This is a genomic window from Clostridium sp. BNL1100, assembly GCF_000244875.1.
Classification (GTDB): domain Bacteria; phylum Bacillota; class Clostridia; order Acetivibrionales; family DSM-1351; genus Ruminiclostridium.
Genome location: NC_016791.1, coordinates 295,740 through 316,168, shown reverse-complemented (window position 1 = coordinate 316,168; position 20,429 = coordinate 295,740). Strand labels below are relative to the sequence as shown.

The 20,429-nt window shown below is 39.7% G+C and carries 20 protein-coding genes and 1 pseudogene; 2 read left to right on the top strand and 19 right to left on the bottom strand.

Annotation, left to right across the window (positions count from 1 at the left end):
- Positions 1-11 precede the first annotated feature (11 nt).
- The 10 genes from CLO1100_RS20585 to CLO1100_RS01400 form a co-directional block, all read right to left on the bottom strand.
- Entirely contained in the window at positions 12-3,482 is a 3,471-nt protein-coding gene (locus CLO1100_RS20585; protein WP_014311987.1) for a hypothetical protein, read from the bottom strand.
- A gap of 242 nt (positions 3,483-3,724) precedes the next feature.
- Positions 3,725-4,129 (bottom strand): F0F1 ATP synthase subunit epsilon, encoded by a 405-nt coding sequence (locus CLO1100_RS01440; protein ID WP_004619753.1) that lies wholly within the window; start codon positions 4,127-4,129, stop codon positions 3,725-3,727.
- A gap of 57 nt (positions 4,130-4,186) precedes the next feature.
- Positions 4,187-5,584: a F0F1 ATP synthase subunit beta gene (atpD, locus tag CLO1100_RS01435; protein ID WP_014311986.1), complete on the bottom strand. Its 1,398-nt coding sequence runs from the start codon at positions 5,582-5,584 to the stop codon at positions 4,187-4,189.
- Between the two features lie 60 nt (positions 5,585-5,644).
- Positions 5,645-6,529, bottom strand: coding sequence for an ATP synthase F1 subunit gamma (gene atpG / locus CLO1100_RS01430; RefSeq protein WP_014311985.1), 885 nt, complete (start codon positions 6,527-6,529; stop codon positions 5,645-5,647).
- Positions 6,530-6,622: 93 nt separating this feature from the next.
- A complete protein-coding gene (atpA, locus tag CLO1100_RS01425; protein ID WP_187288902.1) occupies positions 6,623-8,131 on the bottom strand; it encodes a F0F1 ATP synthase subunit alpha in 1,509 nt (502 codons plus the stop codon).
- A 32-nt stretch (positions 8,132-8,163) separates the two neighbouring features.
- On the bottom strand, positions 8,164-8,691 hold the full coding sequence (locus CLO1100_RS01420) for a F0F1 ATP synthase subunit delta (protein ID WP_014311983.1): 528 nt from the start codon (positions 8,689-8,691) through the stop codon (positions 8,164-8,166).
- Positions 8,691-9,176, bottom strand: coding sequence for a F0F1 ATP synthase subunit B (gene atpF / locus CLO1100_RS01415; RefSeq protein WP_014311982.1), 486 nt, complete (start codon positions 9,174-9,176; stop codon positions 8,691-8,693). The genes CLO1100_RS01420 and atpF overlap by 1 nt, the downstream gene beginning before the upstream one ends.
- A gap of 150 nt (positions 9,177-9,326) precedes the next feature.
- Positions 9,327-9,551, bottom strand: a complete 225-nt coding sequence (gene atpE, locus CLO1100_RS01410) for an ATP synthase F0 subunit C (protein ID WP_014311981.1) — start codon at positions 9,549-9,551, stop codon at positions 9,327-9,329.
- Positions 9,552-9,565: 14 nt separating this feature from the next.
- A complete protein-coding gene (locus tag CLO1100_RS01405) occupies positions 9,566-10,276 on the bottom strand; it encodes a F0F1 ATP synthase subunit A (RefSeq protein WP_014311980.1) in 711 nt (236 codons plus the stop codon).
- Entirely contained in the window at positions 10,277-10,528 is a 252-nt protein-coding gene (locus CLO1100_RS01400; RefSeq protein WP_014311979.1) for a hypothetical protein, read from the bottom strand.
- Between the two features lie 395 nt (positions 10,529-10,923).
- Here CLO1100_RS01400 and CLO1100_RS01395 point away from each other — a divergent pair, with 395 nt between their 5' ends.
- Positions 10,924-11,724 carry a MotA/TolQ/ExbB proton channel family protein gene (locus CLO1100_RS01395; protein WP_014311978.1) on the top strand — a complete coding sequence of 267 codons (801 nt, stop codon included), beginning with the start codon at positions 10,924-10,926 and terminating at the stop codon, positions 11,722-11,724.
- A gap of 2 nt (positions 11,725-11,726) precedes the next feature.
- Positions 11,727-12,503: a flagellar motor protein MotB gene (locus CLO1100_RS01390; protein WP_014311977.1), complete on the top strand. Its 777-nt coding sequence runs from the start codon at positions 11,727-11,729 to the stop codon at positions 12,501-12,503.
- 106 nt (positions 12,504-12,609) lie between these two features.
- Here the strand turns inward: CLO1100_RS01390 and wecB are convergent, their stop codons facing one another.
- The 9 genes and pseudogenes from wecB to prfA form a co-directional block, all read right to left on the bottom strand.
- The gene (gene wecB, locus CLO1100_RS20930; RefSeq protein ID WP_278244406.1) at positions 12,610-13,761 is read right to left on the bottom strand and encodes a UDP-N-acetylglucosamine 2-epimerase (non-hydrolyzing); all 1,152 of its coding nucleotides are present in this window, start codon (positions 13,759-13,761) and stop codon (positions 12,610-12,612) included.
- 408 nt (positions 13,762-14,169) lie between these two features.
- A pseudogene (locus CLO1100_RS20925) lies at positions 14,170-14,769 on the bottom strand (MraY family glycosyltransferase); the annotation flags it as partial.
- 259 nt (positions 14,770-15,028) lie between these two features.
- Positions 15,029-15,466: a cytidine/deoxycytidylate deaminase family protein gene (locus CLO1100_RS01380; RefSeq protein ID WP_004619728.1), complete on the bottom strand. Its 438-nt coding sequence runs from the start codon at positions 15,464-15,466 to the stop codon at positions 15,029-15,031.
- A 60-nt stretch (positions 15,467-15,526) separates the two neighbouring features.
- Positions 15,527-16,156: a uracil phosphoribosyltransferase gene (upp, locus tag CLO1100_RS01375; RefSeq protein WP_014311975.1), complete on the bottom strand. Its 630-nt coding sequence runs from the start codon at positions 16,154-16,156 to the stop codon at positions 15,527-15,529.
- Positions 16,157-16,167: 11 nt separating this feature from the next.
- On the bottom strand, positions 16,168-16,620 hold the full coding sequence (gene rpiB, locus CLO1100_RS01370; protein ID WP_347456369.1) for a ribose 5-phosphate isomerase B: 453 nt from the start codon (positions 16,618-16,620) through the stop codon (positions 16,168-16,170).
- A 76-nt stretch (positions 16,621-16,696) separates the two neighbouring features.
- On the bottom strand, positions 16,697-17,203 hold the full coding sequence (locus CLO1100_RS01365; protein ID WP_014311973.1) for a low molecular weight protein arginine phosphatase: 507 nt from the start codon (positions 17,201-17,203) through the stop codon (positions 16,697-16,699).
- A gap of 20 nt (positions 17,204-17,223) precedes the next feature.
- Complete coding sequence (locus tag CLO1100_RS01360) at positions 17,224-18,288, bottom strand: L-threonylcarbamoyladenylate synthase (RefSeq protein WP_014311972.1); 1,065 nt, start codon at positions 18,286-18,288, stop codon at positions 17,224-17,226.
- Between the two features lie 28 nt (positions 18,289-18,316).
- A complete protein-coding gene (locus CLO1100_RS01355) occupies positions 18,317-19,099 on the bottom strand; it encodes a ZIP family metal transporter (protein ID WP_014311971.1) in 783 nt (260 codons plus the stop codon).
- 58 nt (positions 19,100-19,157) lie between these two features.
- Positions 19,158-20,237 carry a peptide chain release factor 1 gene (prfA, locus tag CLO1100_RS01350; RefSeq protein ID WP_014311970.1) on the bottom strand — a complete coding sequence of 360 codons (1,080 nt, stop codon included), beginning with the start codon at positions 20,235-20,237 and terminating at the stop codon, positions 19,158-19,160.
- Between the last annotated feature and the right edge of the window lie 192 nt (positions 20,238-20,429).

Below are 20,429 nucleotides of genomic sequence, written 5' to 3'. Positions count from 1 at the left end.
CTATTAAATTTTTATTCAGCTGCAAATGTAACTGCTATTCTTTTACTTTCACGCTTTCCAGAGTTAGTAACTGTGAAGTAGAAAGTTCCGCCTGTCTGTCCAAGTTGAGGTATTGTAATTACAACCTGTGACTGGGTAGCTGCTACAGTTGAAGTACCAATTACTTTTCCGCCTTCTGCAACATCATAGATATTAACTATGTCTCCTGCTGTTAAACCATACACAACAACCATATCGTTTCCGGTATTATTAATGGCTAATACTTTATCCCCATTAGGGTCAGCAGTTACTTCTTCAGCTGCGTAAGCAACTTCTGTTCTTGTGCTTTCCAATTTGCCTGCACTTGTTACAGTTATAAATACCTTTCCGGTTTCTGTTCCCAACTGTGCTATAGTAACTATAGCTTCTGTTTTTCCTGTTGCTACTGTTGCTGTTCCTAACGCTGTAGTTACTGTTCCGTCTTTGTATACCTTTACTATATCTCCTGCTACGAGTCCTGCTACAACTATGGTATCTGCTTTTCCTGCGTTATTTGTTACTGTTACCGCATCAGCTGCTACCGCATCTGTCACTGCTTCTGCTTCGTATGCTTTTTCTACTCTTGTACTTTCTTTCTTACCTGCGGATGTTACTGTTACAAATACACTTCCTTCTACTACTCCAAGCTGTTGGATTGTAACTGTAGCTTCTGTTGCTGTTGCTGCTACTGTTGCTGTTCCCAATGTTGTAGTTGCTGTTCCATCCTTGTATACCTTTACTACATCTCCTGCTGCAAGTCCGGTTACCTTAACTGTATCTGCTTTTCCGGTTACGTTGTTTGTTACTGTAATATTGTCTGCTACAGGTGCAGTGCTTGTTGCTTCTTCAGCATATGCTACTTCTGTTCTTGTGCTTTCCAATTTGCCTGCACTTGTTACAGTTACAAATACCTTTCCGGCTTCTGTTCCTAACTGGGTTATGCTAACTATAGCTTCTGTTTTTCCTGTTGCTACTGTTGCTGTTCCTAACGCTGTAGTTACTGTTCCGTCTTTGTATACCTTTACTATATCTCCTGCTACGAGTCCTGCTACAACTACGGTATCTGCTTTTCCTGCGTTATTTGTTACTGTTACCGCATCAGCTGCTACCGCATCTGTCACTGTTTCTGCTTCGTATGCTTTTTCTACTCTTGTACTTTCTTTCTTACCTGCGGATGTTACTGTTACAAATACACTTCCTTCTACTACTCCAAGCTGTTGGATTGTAACTGTAGCTTCTGTTGCTGTTGCTGCTACTGTTGCTGTTCCCAATGTTGTAGTTGCTGTTCCATCCTTGTATACCTTTACTACATCTCCTGCTGCAAGTCCGGTTACCTTAACTGTATCTGCTTTTCCGGTTACGTTGTTTGTTACTGTAATATTGTCTGCTACAGGTGCAGTGCTTGTTGCTTCTTCAGCATATGCTACTTCTGTTCTTGTGCTTTCCAATTTGCCTGCACTTGTTACAGTTACAAATACCTTTCCGGCTTCTGTTCCCAACTGGGTTATGCTAACTACCGCTTCTGTTTTTCCTGTTGCTACTGTTGCTGTTCCTAACGCTGTAGTTACTGTTCCGTCTTTGTATACCTTTACTATATCTCCTGCTACGAGTCCTGCTACAACTACGGTATCTGCTTTTCCTGCGTTATTTGTTACTGTTACCGCATCAGCTGCTACCGCATCTGTCACTGCTTCTGCTTCGTATGCTTTTTCTACTCTTGTACTTTCTTTCTTACCTGCGGATGTTACTGTTACAAATACACTTCCTTCTACTACTCCAAGCTGTTGGATTGTAACTGTAGCTTCTGTTGCTGTTGCTGCTACTGTTGCTGTTCCCAATGTTGTAGTTGCTGTTCCATCCTTGTATACCTTTACTACATCTCCTGCTGCAAGTCCGGTTACCTTAACTGTATCTGCTTTTCCGGTTACGTTGTTTGTTACTGTAATATTGTCTGCTACAGGTGCAGTGCTTGTTGCTTCTTCAGCATATGCTACTTCTGTTCTTGTGCTTTCCAATTTGCCTGCACTTGTTACAGTTACAAATACCTTTCCGGCTTCTGTTCCTAACTGGGTTATGCTAACTATAGCTTCTGTTTTTCCTGTTGCTACTGTTGCTGTTCCTAACGCTGTAGTTACTGTTCCGTCTTTGTATACCTTTACTATATCTCCTGCTACGAGTCCTGCTACAACTATGGTATCTGCTTTTCCTGCGTTATTTGTTACTGTTACCGCATCAGCTGCTACCGCATCTGTCACTGCTTCTGCTTCGTATGCTTTTTCTACTCTTGTACTTTCTTTCTTACCTGCGGATGTTACTGTTACAAATACACTTCCTTCTACTACTCCAAGCTGTTGGATTGTAACTGTAGCTTCTGTTGCTGTTGCTGCTACTGTTGCTGTTCCCAATGTTGTAGTTGCTGTTCCATCCTTGTATACCTTTACTACATCTCCTGCTGCAAGTCCGGTTACCTTAACTGTATCTGCTTTTCCGGTTACGTTGTTTGTTACTGTAATATTATCTGCTACGGGTGCAGTACTTGTTGCTTCTTCAGCATATGCTACTTCTGTTCTTGTGCTTTCCAGTTTCCCTGCACTTGTTACAGTTATAAATACCTTTCCGGCTTCTGTTCCCAACTGGGTTATGCTAACTATAGCTTCTGTTTTTCCTGTTGCTACTGTTGCTGTTCCCAATGCTGTAGTTACTGTTCCGTCTTTGTATACCTTTACTATATCTCCTGCTACGAGTCCTGCTACAACTACGGTATCTGCTTTTCCTGCGTTATTTGTTACTGTTACCGCATCAGCTGCTACCGCATCTGTCACTGCTTCTGCTTCATATGCTTTTTCTACTCTTGTACTTTCTTTCTTACCTGTGGATGTTACTGTTATAAATACACTTCCTTCTACTACTCCAAGCTGTTGGATTGTAACTGTAGCTTCTGTTGCTGTTGCTGCTACTGTTGCTGTTCCCAATGTTGTAGTTGCTGTTCCATCCTTGTATACCTTTACTACATCTCCTGCTGCAAGTCCGGTTACCTTAACTGTATCTGCTTTTCCGGTTACGTTGTTTGTGATTGTAATATTATCTGCTACAGGATCAGTACTTGTTGCTTCCGCTATGTATGCTTTTTCAACCTTATCACTCTCTAAACTACTGATATTAGTTACAGATACATACACAATACCTGCATCCGTACCTATCTGAGGAATACTTACAATAGCTTCTGACTTCCCTGTCGTTACAGTTGCAGTACCTATCTGAGTCGTTGGACTGTAAACCCTTACTACATCACCTACTGATAATGACGTTACTTTAACAGTATCTGCTATGCCAGCATTATTGGTAATTGTAATATTTGCAGCATCAGGCTTTGGTGATATCCCATCAGCTAATGCTACATTTGTTGTTGATAAAAATAAAGTTGCTGCAACTAAAATACTTTGAACTCTAAACTTAGATTTCATCTTTTAACCTCCTTGTTATTATGTTGTCACAAAATTGTAATACTCCTTTAATATATCGCCCAAATTATTCATTTCCTTTATACAAAATTCGTTAAAATGCGACTTTTTTTCCTAAAAATATTTTTTACAGCATAGAAAGCTATTGCATTTTGTCGAAATGCTAATGTGTTTTAACAAAAATAAAAGAGCCTATACAAGATTTATTTAAAAATCCAGTATAGGCTCTAAAAAAACTTTACTATTTAACTCCTTTTGTTTGTTGCACTCAAACGTGCCATCGCCCTTGCAAGAGCTGTTTTTGACCTCATATATTCCAATTGACTGAGTTTCTTCTGAAGCCGTTCCTCGGCACGTTGTTTTGCAGCCTTGGCTCTGTTAATATCTATTTCTTCCGGGTATTCGGCCGTATCGGTAAGTATAACAACCTTGTCGGGCATAATCTTTGCAAACCCTTCGGTAACAACTGCCTCAATCCATTTACCCTGTGCATTGATTCTAAGAGGTCCGACGCTTACAGCAGAAACTGTAGGTGCATGCTTTGCCAAAACGCCCATCTCACCATCACTGGATTTAAATATTACACACTCTGCCTCTCCTGAAAAAAACTTTCTCTCAGGTGTTAATACCTCTAAAAAAAATGTGGCCATGTCTTTTTTAACCTCCATAAGCCATATACCGGCTTAAAAATGCATTAAATCAGGGGATTATCCTTCCATTTCCTTCGCAGCTTCGTAAACCTCTTCAATAGCGCCCTTCATGTAGAAAGCTGCTTCCGGAATATTGTCCATCTTACCGTCGATAATCTCTTTAAATCCTCTAATAGTTTCCTTTAAAGGAACATACTTTCCTTTATATCCTGTAAACTGTTCTCCTACAAAGAAAGGTTGTGACAAGTATCTCTGAATCTTTCTGGCTCTGAAAACCGTCAACTTATCTTCTTCCGGTAACTCATCCATACCCAGTATAGCAATAATATCCTGAAGTTCTTTATTCCTTTGAAGAATTTCCTGTACCCTTCTTGCAACAGCATAGTGTTCTTCACCTACAACCTTGGGATCAAGTATTCTTGATGTTGATTCAAGAGGGTCAACAGCAGGATAAATTCCCATTGCAACAATATCTCTACTTAAAACAGTAGTTGCATCAAGATGTGCAAAAGTAGTTGCAGGAGCAGGGTCAGTCAGGTCATCTGCGGGAACATATACTGCCTGAACGGAAGTAATTGAACCCTTGTTTGTTGATGCTATTCTCTCTTGCAGTGCACCAACATCCGTTGCCAAAGTAGGCTGATAACCAACCGCCGACGGAATTCTTCCCAATAATGCAGAAACCTCTGAACCAGCTTGAACGAATCTGAATATATTATCTATGAACAGAAGAACATCCTGTCCCATTTGATCTCTAAAGTACTCAGCCATTGTAAGTCCTGTAAGACCAACCCTCATTCTTGCTCCCGGTGGTTCATTCATCTGTCCGAAAACCATGGCAGTCTTTTCAATAACTCCTGAGTCATTCATATCATGCCATAAGTCATTACCTTCTCTGGTTCTTTCTCCAACACCGGTAAATATTGAATATCCACCGTGCTCTGTTGCTATATTTCTAATTAATTCCATTATGAGAACTGTCTTACCAACTCCGGCACCGCCAAAAAGTCCTATTTTACCGCCCTTTGCATATGGTGCCAGCAAGTCTACTACTTTTATACCTGTCTCAAGTATTTCTGTAGAAGGTCTTTGTTCTTCCAAAGATGGTGCTTCCCTATGTATGGGAAGGTAAGCAGTTGGTTTAACCGGTCCTGCTTTGTCAACAGGCTCACCCAAAACATTAAAAATTCTACCCAGAACTTCCTTACCAACGGGTACAGTAATTGCATCTCCTGTATCTTCAGCATTCATGCCTCTAACAAGTCCGTCTGTCGAAGACATTGCAACACACCTGACTGTATCGTTTCCAAGATGTTGCATTACTTCCGCAGTAACAGCACCTGAATCTGTAGGAATCTTAATAGCATTATATATGTTAGGCAAAATACCATTTTCAAATCTTATGTCAAGTACAGGACCTATAACCTGTACAATGACTCCGGAACTTCCAGCCATTTTATACACTCCTTTCAAAATTAGGAGAACTTTTTCATAGTAAATTTTTGTCCTCTATTTCTATTTTAAAGCCGAGGCGCCGCCAACAATTTCGGAAATCTCCTGAGTTATAGCCGCCTGTCTTGCTCTGTTGTAATACAGATTCAACTTTTGCAGCATTTCATCTGCATTTTTAGTTGCATTATCCATTGCAGTCATACGTGCATTCTGTTCACTTGTAAAAGCTTCAACAAAGGTGCCGTACATAATACCTTTTATATACTTGGGAATAAGGACATCAAGAACTTCTTGTTCTGATGGTTCATATTTGAACTTCTGATCCAATACAATCTCATCAACCTTTACATCCTCGCGGAGAGCACCGATTTCAATTGGTAGAAGCTTTAATACCCTTGGTTCCAAAGATATAGCAGATATCATTTGAGTATATACTATATAGACTTCATCAACTTCCTGCTTATTGTATAAATCAAGTATAATCTCTGTAATTTCCCTTGCCCTGAACACCGTAGGATTCTGAACTGCATAATCGAATTCGGTGTGGACATGGTATTCCTTCCTGGTAAAGTAAGACCTTCCGGTGGTACCTGCCACCAGAAGCAATGCATTTTCTTTGTTATCACCGATTTCACGTTCTGTCAGCTTAAGAATGTTACTATTGTAACCACCAGCCAGCCCCTTGTCACCGGTCATAACAATATATGCTTTCTTTTTGCCTTCCTTCTCCTCTCTTATATCAAAAAACCTGCTTTCAACCTCCGCACTATGTGCAAGAATATCGGCTATGGTTTCTCTGACCTTATTAAAGTAAGGAAGTGTCTCTTCCAGCTGTGTCCTAGCTTTTTTTAGTTTTGACGCCGATATCAACTTCATGGCCTTAGTAATTTGTCTCATCTGATTTATACTTTTGATACGTGATTTAATTTCACGCATATTGTTTGCCATATGATAACCCGCCGTTTCTGTCCCACAGCACGACAAAATTATAATCATAACGCTTATCTGCTGTGTTATTGTTTAGATAAGCTTTAATTAGTTTTAAACAAATTGAGCCTTAAACTCATCTGCCGCAGTCTTCATAAGCTTCGATATTTCATCGCTTATATCTCCTGTTTCAGCAATACTGGTCAGAATTTTAGGGTACTTTTCCTTTACATATGACACAAATTCCTGATTGAACTTTCTAACCTTGTTAACAGGTAAGTCCATCAGATAGTTATTTGTAGCTCCATACAGTATTAGAACCTGTTCCTCAACCGGTAATGTTGCATACAGTGGTTGTTTCAGTGTCTCTACAAGACGTTCTCCCTGAGTAAGCTTATCCCTTGTGGATTTATCAAGATCAGAACCAAACTGTGCAAACGCTTCAAGTTCTCTGAACTGAGCAAGGTTTATTCTCAAAGGACCTGCAATTTTTCTCATTGCTTTTATCTGTGCAGAACCTCCAACTCTAGAAACTGATAATCCAACGTTAACAGCAGGTCTTTGTCCTGAATAGAACAATTCCGACTCTAGATATATCTGACCGTCAGTTATCGAAATAACATTGGTTGGGATATACGCAGAAACGTCTCCTGCAAGTGTTTCTATGATAGGCAGTGCGGTAATTGAACCTCCACCCAGTTCATCACTAAGTTTAGCTGCTCTTTCAAGTAGTCTTGAGTGCAAATAGAATACATCTCCAGGATAAGCTTCTCTTCCCGGTGGCCTTTTCAGCAGAAGTGACATTGCTCTGTAGGCTACCGCATGCTTGGACAAATCATCATAAATAATTAAAACATCCTTATGATATCTGTACATAAAATCCTCTGCCATAGCGCAGCCTGCATAAGGTGCAAGATACTGAACCGATGAAGGATCACTTGCTGTTGATGATACGACAATAGAGTATTCCATAGCTCCGAATTTCTCAAGAGTGTTTACAATACCCGTAATTGTTGATGCCTTTTGTCCTATTGCTACATAAACACAAATGACATCCTTGCCTTTTTGATTGATAATAGTATCTATAGCTATAGCTGTTTTACCTGTTTGCCTGTCTCCTATTATCAGCTCTCTTTGCCCTCTTCCTATTGGAATTAAGGCATCGAGTGCCATAATACCTGTTTGAAGTGGCTTGTTAACGCTCTTTCTGTCAATAACACCGGGAGCCGTAAAATCAACAGGACGATATTCTTCTGCTGCAATATCACCTTTTCCATCCAACGGTTTTCCAAGCGGACTGACAACTCTCCCGATAAGGCTTTGTCCAACCGGCACCTGAACAGTCTTTCCTGTTCTTTTAACAGTTGAGCCTTCCTTTATCCCTCTGTCATCTCCCAGAACAACACATCCCACGTTATCTTCTTCGAGATTGAGAGCCATACCAAATACATTATTTTCAAACTGTAAAAGCTCGCCGGACATACATGATTTAAGTCCGTATATTCTCGCTATATTATCTCCGGACTGAAGGACGTATCCAACATCATCAGTCTTTACAGCAGTATCATAATTTTCAATCTGCTGTTTTATAATCGAGCTTATTTCTTCTGGTCTAAGACTCATGTTTCTCACCCCATATGTTCCGATACCATCAGCTAAACACTGACTATCTCAGTTAATGATTCTATCCTGCCTTTTACACTTCCATCGTAAACCTTGTCACCTATAATTACCTTTATACCGCCAATAAGGGATTCATCTACGATTTCAGTGGAATTTACAGCTACTGCGTTATATTTCTTTTTAAACTTTTCCCTTATAGTTTCCAATTGAACTTCATCCAAGGCTGCAGCCATTATTATCCTCATATCCAGAACATTCGCTGTTTCATTTGACATTTGAACAAATTGGCTGAATATTCCTGGTATTTCGGCTGTCCTCTGCTTTGAAATGAGAAGCAGTACCATATTAAGCATATTTTTGCTTAAACGTCCTGTAAATACATTTCTTATAAGAGCTTGCTTCTTATCCGTTTTAATAGCAGGGTTATTCAAAAAGTCTCTGAAGTCCTTGTCGGAATTATATAAGTTGGTAAAATCTCCAAATTCCTCTTTTACCGAATTAATATCTGAACCTGACAATTGCAGCAGTGCCTGTGCATACCTTTTTTCTACAAGTGGCATTAAGCAGCACCCGCCTCATCAATAAATTTTTCCACCAGACTTTTATTTGTTTCGGAATCCATATTCTGCTGAACAACTTTTGTAGCCGCTGAAATAGCAAGAACAGCTATCTGCTGTTTTACCTGCTTGAGCATTTCGGCTCTTTCACGTTCCACTTCCTCACGGCCTTTTTGTACAATAAGCGCAGCTTCTTTTTTAGCAGCAGCCACTATCTCTTCATACTCCCGTGAAGCCTTTTGTTTAGCCTCGTTTACCAACCTGTCGGAATCCACTTTGATATTTCTTATTTGTTGGTCGTAGCTTTTGCGTGATTCAGCTGCTTCTAATTTTGCTTGTTCAGCATCATTCAACGCTTTTTCTATTGAGTTCTTTCTGTTCTCCATAAACTGAGTAACCGGTTTGAACAGAAATCGTTTCATAAAGAAATATAAAATTAACAGGTTTAATGCAACAAAAAGAAATGTATACTTTTCAGGTGTTAGCATAAACTCGCATCTCCTTATTACCTGTATTTTTATAACACATTTATATAATAGCACCGTCTATTATTTAACACCGGGCTTTATATTCTTCTTTGTTACTACTATATCTGTGGAAGGTACTTATAATACCTTCCACAGATACTCATATTCCTTTTATTTCATTTTCAAGAATACCAGTACCAACGCAACAACCAAACCGTAGATAGCTGTTGCTTCTGCAAGAACCGCACCAAGAAGCATTACGTTTCTGATTTGTCCAGCCGCTTCAGGCTGTCTTGCTATACCTTCAACTGCCTTTCCGGTTGCCAAACTGATACCTACTCCTGCGCCAATACCTGTAAATACTGCTATTGCCGCTGCTAAAGCTATTATTCCCATTCCATTTCACCCCCTTATTCTAGTACCTCTGCAATATACAGAGACGTCAAAAACATAAATACATAGGCTTGTAATATACCATCAAACAAGTCAAAATACAGACTTAACGCTGCAGGTACTATTGGAGGCATTGCCATGTAAATAAGTTCCATTACAATAAATGCCCCCAGAATGTTACCAAAAAGACGTAATGCCAAAGATAGCGGCTTAATACCGTAATCAAGTATTTTAAACGGAAGTATCAAAGGTACCGGTTCAATGAAACTCTTTAACCAACCGCTGAATTTCTTGTACCTTATTCCGGCATAAATAACTACTACTATTGACATAACAGCCATACACGCAGTTACATTTATATTTCTGGTTGGAGGTCTTAGCTTGAACCCTTCTCCAGGAATAACGTTAAAAATTGAGACAGTATTTGCAAAAATCAGAAACAGCATTATAGTTCCCAGATAAGGTGCAAACGCCTTCCAATGATGCTCTCCGATAGCATCCTTAACTATGTTGTTGATAAACTCAACAATAATTTCAACCACGTTCTGCTTTTTGCCAGGCACTGTAGTAAATTTACGGGTGAATATGATTGCAAGAGTAATCATCACCGCCATTATTATCCACATGGTAACCACCACGTCAGTAACAGGAATTTCGTTACCAAAGAGGGTAAAAGTAAATACTTCATGCGGTTCCATTGCCTCAATAAGTCTTTCGCCTAAATCCACTTAGTTCACCTTCTGTCCAAATTGATTTTTTGTAATACCCAAAGTTTCCGTTATAACATTTAGCACTATTACTATCATTACCGATAAAGTGCCTGTCAATGCAGCAAAAAAAGTATGTACTCCCATACGCAATGCAAAGACAATTGTAACACTAATAATTCCCAGGTTAAATAAATATAGCACTAAATTCAGTACAACTGCAACTGTTTTATTGATACCGTCGCCCAAATGCTTCAGCACAGATTCAAGCACAGCTAACCTCAACAAGGAAAATAGCACACTGAAAGTAAGTATGATTATCATTGGTAGTCTATGATGTTTTACAAAAAAACATGCAGTAAGCGACACCAAATATACAATAAGAACCCTTTTAATAAAAAACTTTATACTATTACTCATATATTAATATTTTATTGTGCCAATCTCCATAAAAAGTTGTTAAGTTTTCCGCCAAAATTTACGATATCTATTTAGGTTACTTATCTGCATGCAATGATAATAACCACTGGTTGGCAAGAAATTAGTTAAATAATAGCACAGTAAAAAAGGTAAATCAATGGTACTTTAACGAAAAGTGCCATTATGGGGTTAGTGAATTTAGTAAAAATGCACAAAAGAAATTCAAAAAATTCAGGAGTGGTCATTCTATGGATATTACAACCATTGTAGGTTTGGTACTGGGTCTTGGTGGAGTTATTGCAGGATATTTGGAAGAAGGAGGCCAATTAGGCGCCCTTTTTAAAGTAGCTCCGTTTCTGATTGTTTTTATCGGGGGTTTTGGTGCGACACTGGTTGCATTTCCTTTATCAGAAGTTAAGAAAATGCTTTCTACAATAAGCATGCTGTTCGTTCAAAAGAAATATAACGAAATAGATATTATAAACGAGCTGGCAGATTTATCTGAGAAGGCCAGAAAAGATGGACTTCTTAGTCTTGAGCAGGATGCCCAGACTAATAAGAATGACCTTATAAGAAAAGGCTTAGCTCTGGTTGTTGACGGTATCGAAACAGAAGTAATAAAGGACATACTTGCAAGAGAAACCGAGCTTCAGGCAGAGATATACGAGTCAGGTGCAAAGATATTTGAATCTATGGGTGGAACCTGGCCGGCCATGGGAGTTTGCGGAACGGTTATGGGTATGATCAGTATCCTTAAAGATTTGTCAGATTCCGCAGCACTTGGACCTAAGATATCCAGTGCCTTTATTGCAACCATGTACGGTGTTGCCTTCGCCAACCTAGTTTGGTTGCCATTCGGTTCAAAAATAAAGGCTAAAGCAGCACGTGAAACAATGATTAATGAAATTATAATAGAAGGTCTGTTATCCATACAGGCAGGAGAAAATCCACGTATTATCAAGGAAAAACTCAACCTTAACCTGATGGAGAAGTTAAATGGTGCTAAAAACAAATCAGTAGCTACTGCGGAAGAAGGAGCTGAAGCATAAGCATGGCAAAGGAAAAAATTGTCAAAGATAATAATGAGCGTTGGCTCTTGACTTACGCCGACCTGATGAACTTGTTGTTAATACTCTTTATAATATTGTATTCCATGAGCCAGGTTAACACCGAAAAGTTTCAGCAGCTCTCACAATCTCTGAGTTCTGCCTTTGGTAATGGAGAACGGCCGTCTGTAGTTCAGGGTGGTAGCTCAGGAAATTCTTTGATTGATTTTCCTGCCACAATGCCGTCTCCCGTAATACCATCAAAGATTGAGGATCAACAGATGGAGGCATTGCAAGAGGAAATAAACGGCCTTGTGGACTCTGAAGGTTTAAAAGGAAACGTAGCAGTAACCATGCAGGAACGTGGTATTGTTGTTACTATAAATGAGAAGATACTGTTTAAAAGCGGAAGCGCTATAATAGAGCCAAAAGATCAGGACACGGTAATAAAAATAGGAAAAGACATTCTGAGTAAGATTCCAAACAAACATATCCGTGTTGAAGGTCATACTGATAATGTCCCAATGAAGAGTGCCTTATATGCATCTAACTGGGAATTGTCTGCGGCAAGAGCAATAAATGTTTTAAAGCTTCTGGTTGATAAAGGCGGTATTAACCCAAAGATGATTGCTCCTGTGCCATACGGTGAATATTCACCATTAGTTCCAAATACTACAGATGCTAACAGAGCAAAAAACAGAAGAGTTGATATCGTAATACTTAGGGATTCATCAAGCAAGGGTGAAGCTGATACGGATAAAGAAGGCTCAATCGCTAAATAATAGGAATAATATAAAATCTGAAAAAAGGGGCTGTTGTCCAATGAATAGCAATTATTCATGGACAACAGCCCCTTTAAAATAGTCTTAATTATTAAATTTTGCAGAATCAAACACTAAACTCCTGAGGTATTTCATCTGTTATACCGAAGTGATACAGAAGTACTTTGACAATTCTTTCAGAAGCATGTCCATCACCATATGGGTTTACTGCCTTTGCCATTTTATCATAGTCCTCTTTGTCATCAAGAAGCTTTGATGCATGTTCTATTATCTCGCCTTCAACTGTTCCTGCAAGTCTTACGGTACCTGCTTTAACAGCCTCCGGTCTTTCGGTTTCTTTTCTTAATACAAGAACAGGCTTGCCCAAAGTTGGTGCCTCTTCCTGTATTCCACCGGAATCTGTCATTATCATGTATGACCTTGCCATAAGGTTATGCATATCCTGAACGTCCAAGGGAGGGATTAAGTGAACTCTTTCTTTTCCGCCAAGTATCTCCTTGGCTGTTTCCTGTACAACCGGGTTTAAATGAACTGTATAAACCAGTTCAACATCGTCATACTTATCAACAATTGCAGCAAGTGCACGACAGATATTGTGAAGTGGTTCCCCAAGGTTTTCTCTTCTGTGGGCAGTAACAGCAATAATTCTTTTATTTTTAAAGTCAATACCTCTGAGTTCTTCGCACTGAAAGGTATAGTCTTCTTTTACAGTTGTTTTTAATGCATCATTTACAGTATTACCCGTAACATATATTGAATCCTGACTTACACCTTCTCTTAAAAGATTTTCTCTGTTTGTTTGAGTTGGCGCAAGGTGAATATCAGCCATTGACCCGGTAAGTTTCCTATTCATTTCTTCCGGATATGGAGAGTACTTATCAAATGTCCTCAAGCCTGCTTCTACATGTCCAACAGCTATTTGCTTGTAAAAGGCTGCAAGGCTGCCCACGAAACACGTTGTAGTATCGCCGTGCACCAGTACTATATCAGGTTTTTCCTGTTCCATAACCTTCTCAAGGCCTTCAAGAGCCCTTGTTGTAATACCTGTTAAGGTTTGTCTGCTCTGCATTATATTCAAATCGTGCTGAGGTGTAATCTCAAACATTTTCAATACCTGATCAAGCATCTCTCTGTGCTGAGCTGTTACACACACAATGGAATCAATTTTATCGCACCTTTCCAGTTCCTTTACAAGAGGTGCCATCTTAACGGCATCAGGTCTTGTACCGAATATTGTCATTACCTTTAGTCTGTCCAACTTTCTACCTCCTATTATAGACATTCTTGACGGGTTGTACAGGTAGTGAACCTCTTTTGCCCTGCTGGCACTGTTCACTTCACTCATATACATTGATCCGCCTACTATGAATATAGCTACCGCTATTACCAATATAATGGCACTAACGGGCCCTTTATAGTCAAGTACTACAGCACATAATCCCAGTGCCGCACTTGCAACGTATATAACCAAGACCGATTGTTTCTGGGTAAGCCCCATATCAACAAGTCTGTGGTGCAAATGTCCTCTGTCCGCAGCCATTGGTGATTTACCACTTGCAACTCTTCTAAGAATGGCAAAAAGCGTATCAAACAAGGGTAGTGCCAGAACCAGCAACGGTACGGCTATAGCTATGGCCGTATAAGACTTGTATGTACCTTGGATGGATATCGTTCCCAGTACAAATCCTAAAAATGTTGCTCCCGTATCTCCCATAAAAATCTTTGCAGGATTGAAATTATAAGGTAAGAAACCCAGTACAGACCCTGCAAGAATTGCAGCCAGTACCGCTGTACGTATATCGGGATCACCCCTCATTACAGAAACAAAGAATAAAGACATGGAAGCAATTGACGATACTCCTGCCGCCAGTCCGTCCAATCCGTCAATAAAATTGATTGCGTTTGTAATACCTACAATCCATATTACAGTCAACGGGTATGAAATCCATGGTCCAAAGGTTGATATTCCAATGACCGAGAAAGGATTGGTTACAAATTCAATCCTGGTACCGGTTAATGCAACTATAAGAGCGGCTACTATCTGAATAGGAAATTTAAGCTTTGCGCTTAATGCCAGTTTATCATCTATAAAACCCAATACTGCAATAATTAAACTGCCTGCTATTAATCCCAGAAAACGCCTGTCAAAAACCAAAGCAGTCCCTACATTTAATAGTTTGGAGCTGACTATACTAAATAGTATTGAAACAAAAAACCCCGCAATTATAGCCAAACCGCCCAACAATGCAGTTGGTCTCTTGTGCATCCTTCGACTGTCTTTGGGAACGTCAACAACCCCTAATTTAAAAGCAAGGCTTTTTACTGCCGGAGTAGCTGAAAAAGCAACTATAAATGCAAGGGTGAAAGAAATAAAATACTCATATACACTCGACATTTAAACACCTTCTTGTATTATAACCATAGACAAAACCACTAAAAACATACCATCCAAACATCAAAATAGAGGGAGGCAGTCCCCCTCTGTTAATTATCATGTTTTAAGTGTCAATACCTAGGTCATAGTTCTATAATCTAACAACCTCTATACCGGCTTCACTGAGTAGCGTCATCGCCAGTTCATCAGGATATTCACCATTAAATACAATTCTGACAATGCCTGCATTAATGGCCAATTTGGCACACAGAACGCAAGGTTGATTTGTAACATACAACGTAGCCCCGCTTACACTGGTTCCGCTATATGCAGCCTGAACAATGGCATTCTGCTCTGCGTGAATTGCTCTGCATAATTCATGTCGTTGCCCCGACGGGATATTCAACTTTTCTCGCATGCATCCAACTTCAGAGCAGTGCTTACAGCCCACCGGAGCACCGTTATACCCTGTGGCAAGTATCCTCTTATCCTTTACGATAACGGCACCCACTTGTCTCCTTATACAGGTAGACCTGGTCTTAATCAGTTCTACAATCTGCATAAAATATTCATCCCAAGACGGCCTCATAAAGCACCCCCTAAAGTTAAACTTTTACTTAAGATAAAATCCACAAATATAACTGTTTAATTATTTTGTTCCGAATAATCTATCGCCTGCATCTCCAAGTCCGGGAACGATATATGCATGATCATTAAGGATTTCATCAACTGCTGCGCAGTAGATTTCAACATCCGGGTGATCCTTCTGCATTCTCTCAATTCCTGCTTTTGCAGCAATAAGGCACATAAGCTTTATATTCTTTACGCCTCTGTTTTTGATAAACTGGATTGCTGCTGATGCCGAACCACCTGTAGCGAGCATTGGGTCAAGAACAACTATCTCTCTCTCCTCAACGTCAACTGGCAGCTTGCAGTAGTATTCAACCGGTTCTAATGAATCCGGGTCTCTATATAACCCGATATGTCCTACTTTTGCCATTGGGATAAGTCTCAGCATACCGTCAACCATTCCCAGACCAGCTCTCAATATCGGGATTATTCCAAGTTTCTTTCCTGAAATAACCTTGGTTTTAGCCATTCCTATAGGAGTTTCAATTTCCACTTCTTTTAGTGGCATATTTCTGGTAACTTCGTAACCCATAAGCATTGCTATTTCTGCTACTAATTCTCTGAATTCCTTTGTATTTGTGTTCTTGTCTCTAAGTAGCGATATCTTATGTTGTATGAGCGGGTGGTCAAAAACAAATACATTCTCCATTTTTAAATTCCTCACTTTATCAAATATTTTTTTTCAATGTCTGAAATTTTGTTAAGCCTGTTCTGGTGTCTTCCACCAAGAAATTCTGTTTCCAGCCATGTTTCAATTATATCGAGAGCAAGTCCCGGTCCTACAACTCTTTCGCCTATAGCGATTATGTTGGCATCATTGTGCTGTCTGCACATTTTGGCCATATAGCTGTCGGTACACAATGCTGCTCTTGCACCCGGAACCTTATTGGCAGCTATTGAAATGCCAATCCCGGTACCGCATATTAAAATACCTTTTTCACATTCCTTACTGGCTACAGCCTCTGCTACAGCCCGTCCATAATCAGGATAATCAACTGAATCCGGACAGTTTGTACCAAAGTCCTTCACCTCAAGTCCCTTGCTCTCCAAAAACTTTATAATATCTGCTTTTAACAGATATCCCGCATGGTCACTTCCTATTGCAATCATAATTCCTCCAAAAATTGACAAAATTACTCTATAACTATAATCACATCTTTAATTATTTTATAGTATAAATTATTACATGTCAAAAAAAACTCAATTTGTTTAAAAGCAGTTTTATACATTCCTGTAATTCCTTGGCACAAGCCTCGTATACGCCATACGGCATTCCGTAGGGATCACTTATATCAGCCACACTACCATCTGGGTTTAAATCCGGATAAACATACTCTTTTAATGTAAAAATCTGAGTTTTTTTCTGGGGCCATAATCTTTTAATAATATCCCTGTGCTGTCTTGTCATTGTCAGAATCAAATCTGCCTGTTCTGCATCCATATTGCTGAGCATTTTTGCCTTGTGAGAAGATATGTCTATATTACACAGGTTTTTCAGTGCTTTTATGGAGTGCCCCGAAGCTGGCTCACCGTCAAATGCATTTATTCCCCTTGATACGGTTATTATTCTTCGGGAATTCTGCAGATCTTTTAAAGCCTCTTTCATCAATCCTTCTGCCATACAACTGCGGCATGTATTACCGGTACAAACGAATATTATCTTTATGGAATCTGTTAATGAGTTACTTTCCTTCATTGTCAACCTCCAAAATAAAACTAAACAAGGTCTGCCTTGACAATATCATATCCGGCTGCTTTTACCATCCTATTCATTATTGCCAATCCTACACCGTTTTGATCAACAGCTTCTGCCAGAATAATGTCAACTCCCCTGTCATCAAATTCTCTTAAAATTGAAAACAGGCTGGATGCAATAGTTTCGGGGTGATTTCTGTCGCCCATGGAAATCGTCTCATAGAGAGGATACCTGTCAAAGGTCTGATCTGTAGAACATACTCCAACTTTTTTGTCTTCCTTTATATATTTTTCCGCTAAACGGCACAGTACTTCAGCCTGTTTGTCCATATCGCTGCTTTCAACTATAATAACATGGGCCTTGGGAGAATAGTGTTTGTACTTCATTCCCGGTGACTTTGGTACATTATCCGCAGTCGCTTTCTCCATAATCGTCTTATCAATATCTATATGTCCTATAATTTCTTCTATTTGGCGTGGTGTTATTCCTCCCGGCCTTAAAAGCACCGGAGGGTCTACCGAAACATCAAGAACAGTGGATTCAAGTCCTACTCTGGAACTGCCTGCATCAATTATTATTTCTATTTTCCCTTCTAGGTCATCCAGTACATGCTGTGCGGTAGTGGGACTCGGTTTGCCCGAAACATTGGCACTGGGGGCGGCAACAGGAATACCTGCAAGTTTTATAAGTTGAAGGGCAACAGGATGTCCCGGCATTCTTATGGCAACCGTATCCAGCCCTGCTGTTATCTCTCTTGGAATAACAGAACTTTTTTTCATTACGAGGGTAAGCGGCCCGGGCCAAAGCTTGTCCATTAATGCAACCGCTTTATTAGGGATAAAGGAAGTCAACTCCGATACCTTCTCTCTGTCTGCGATATGTACTATAAGAGGATTATCGGACGGTCTTCCCTTAGCCTTGAATATTTTGTTTACAGCTACTCCGTCAAGGGCATTGGCTCCCAGGCCGTACACAGTTTCTGTAGGGAAAGCCACGGTCATGCCCTGCTTTAACGCTTCAGCAGCCGGCTCTAATGCAATTATGTCTATATTTTCTACATCTATTTTAATAACCTGTGTTTTCAAATATTTCACCTCTAATATGGTATTGGTACTAATTGAGCATCGTTACTATTATACCACATACTATTCCCAATATATTGCCTACCGATGACATTCTCCCCAGATAAATCCTCTTGGATTCTGGGATAAGTTCACCGAAGACTACATACAACATGGCTCCTCCAGCAAAGCCAAGGCACAGTGCAATAAATTGCTGGGAGACATGGCCTAAAACTGCTCCAATAAAAGCTCCCAAGCCCATTGGTACCCCTGACAGTACAGTCAACAGAAAAGCCTTTTTTGCAGAAAAACCCCCTATTTTCATGGGAAGTGCCATTGCAATACCTTCGGGTACATCATGAATGGCAATTATAATAGTAAGAGTAAGCCCTAGCTTAACAGAAGCTTCAAAGCCTGAACCAACGGCAAATCCTTCAGGGAGGTTATGAAGTGCGAGACCTACCGATACAAGTATTCCCGCTCGAAGCAAACTTGAATTGCCTTTTGTATTTTTCACGCTATCAAGCCTTTTCACCATATCGTCAAGGATTATTACAATCAATATCCCCAAGCCCATTCCTATGATTGTCAAATTCAGTCCCGCAATCTTAAAGGCTTCGGGGACGAGTTCAAAGCACACTACAGCTGTCATCAATCCTGCTGAAAATTCTAAAATTGAGCTAAGCAGCCTGTTGCTTATCCTTTTATCCACAAAAAAGGCTATCAATCCGCCAATACCTGTTCCGGTAATGCCTGATATCAAGCCCACAATTGTTATCTTCAATATATGTTCCACATTAATTTCCTCTTTCAAAATAGTATGTCTACTAAACATACTATTCCTGCTTGGTGTGGAATATTATTAAATTGTCCTACTTTTTTATTTACACTCATTAATCCTCATCATCAGTACCGCTTCCGAGCTTCTCGGATTGGTCTGTAGTTATGAGAGCATCTATGAGTTCGTCAAGGTCTCCGTCAAGTACCTGCTCCAGCTTGTACAGTGTAAGATTGATACGATGGTCGGTTACTCGTCCCTGAGGATAGTTGTAGGTTCTGATTCTTTCACTTCTGTCACCTGTTCCAACCTGACTCTTCCTGTCCTGAGCAACCTCGTTTATCTGCTGTTCCTGCGCTATTTCATAAAGTTTTGAACGAAGTATTTTCATAGCCCTATCTTTGTTTTTGTGCTGTGAACGTTCATCCTGACAGCTTACCACAATTCCTGTAGGCATATGGGTTATTCTTATTGCAGAATCAGTCTTGTTAATGTGCTGTCCTCCTGCACCGCTGGCTCTGTAAGTGTCTATCCTTAAATCACTGGGATTGATATCTACGTCAACTTCCTCAACTTCCGGCAAAACGGCAACAGTTATGGTTGAGGTGTGAATACGTCCGCTTGATTCTGTAGATGGTACTCTTTGAACCCTGTGTACTCCACTTTCAAATTTAAGCCTGCTGTACGCACCCTTTCCTTCTATGGAAAACACAACTTCCTTGAAACCGCCCAATTCGGTAGGATTGGAGTCCATAATTTCATACTTCCAACGTTTTTTTTCCGCATACTTTGTCATAGCTCTGAAAAGTACTCCGGCAAATAATGCAGCTTCTTCACCGCCAGCTCCTCCACGTATTTCAACAATAACGTTTTTATCATCATTTGGGTCTTTGGGTACAATCAATATTTTCAGCTGTCTTTTTATTACCTCAAGTTTTTCCTGAGCTTCTTGAAACTCCTGCTGAACCATCTCCCTGAAGTCCTTGTCCAAAGTCTGATCAAGAAGTTCTCTTGCCTCTTCAATTTCTTTTGTTACTTTTGTGTATTCCCTGTACTTCTGAACGATTTCTTCCAGATCAGAATACTCTTTCATATATTTTTTATATTCATCCTGGTTGTTAATGACATCGGGGTCACTAAGCTTGTGGCTTATCTCCTCGTATCTGTCTTCTGCAGCCTGAAGTTTGTCAAACATAAATTCCTCCGTAAAACAACAGTTTCTATTTTTTGGCTAATAAGTAATAGTTTTATATATTAATTTGCTAATATGCATTAATTTGCATAAATGCTGAATATACAGTAAAATCCCACACGCAATTCAATATTATATCATGAACAATTAATTTAATCTACAAAAAATAAACAGTCTGGAAAGCTTAGCTTTCAG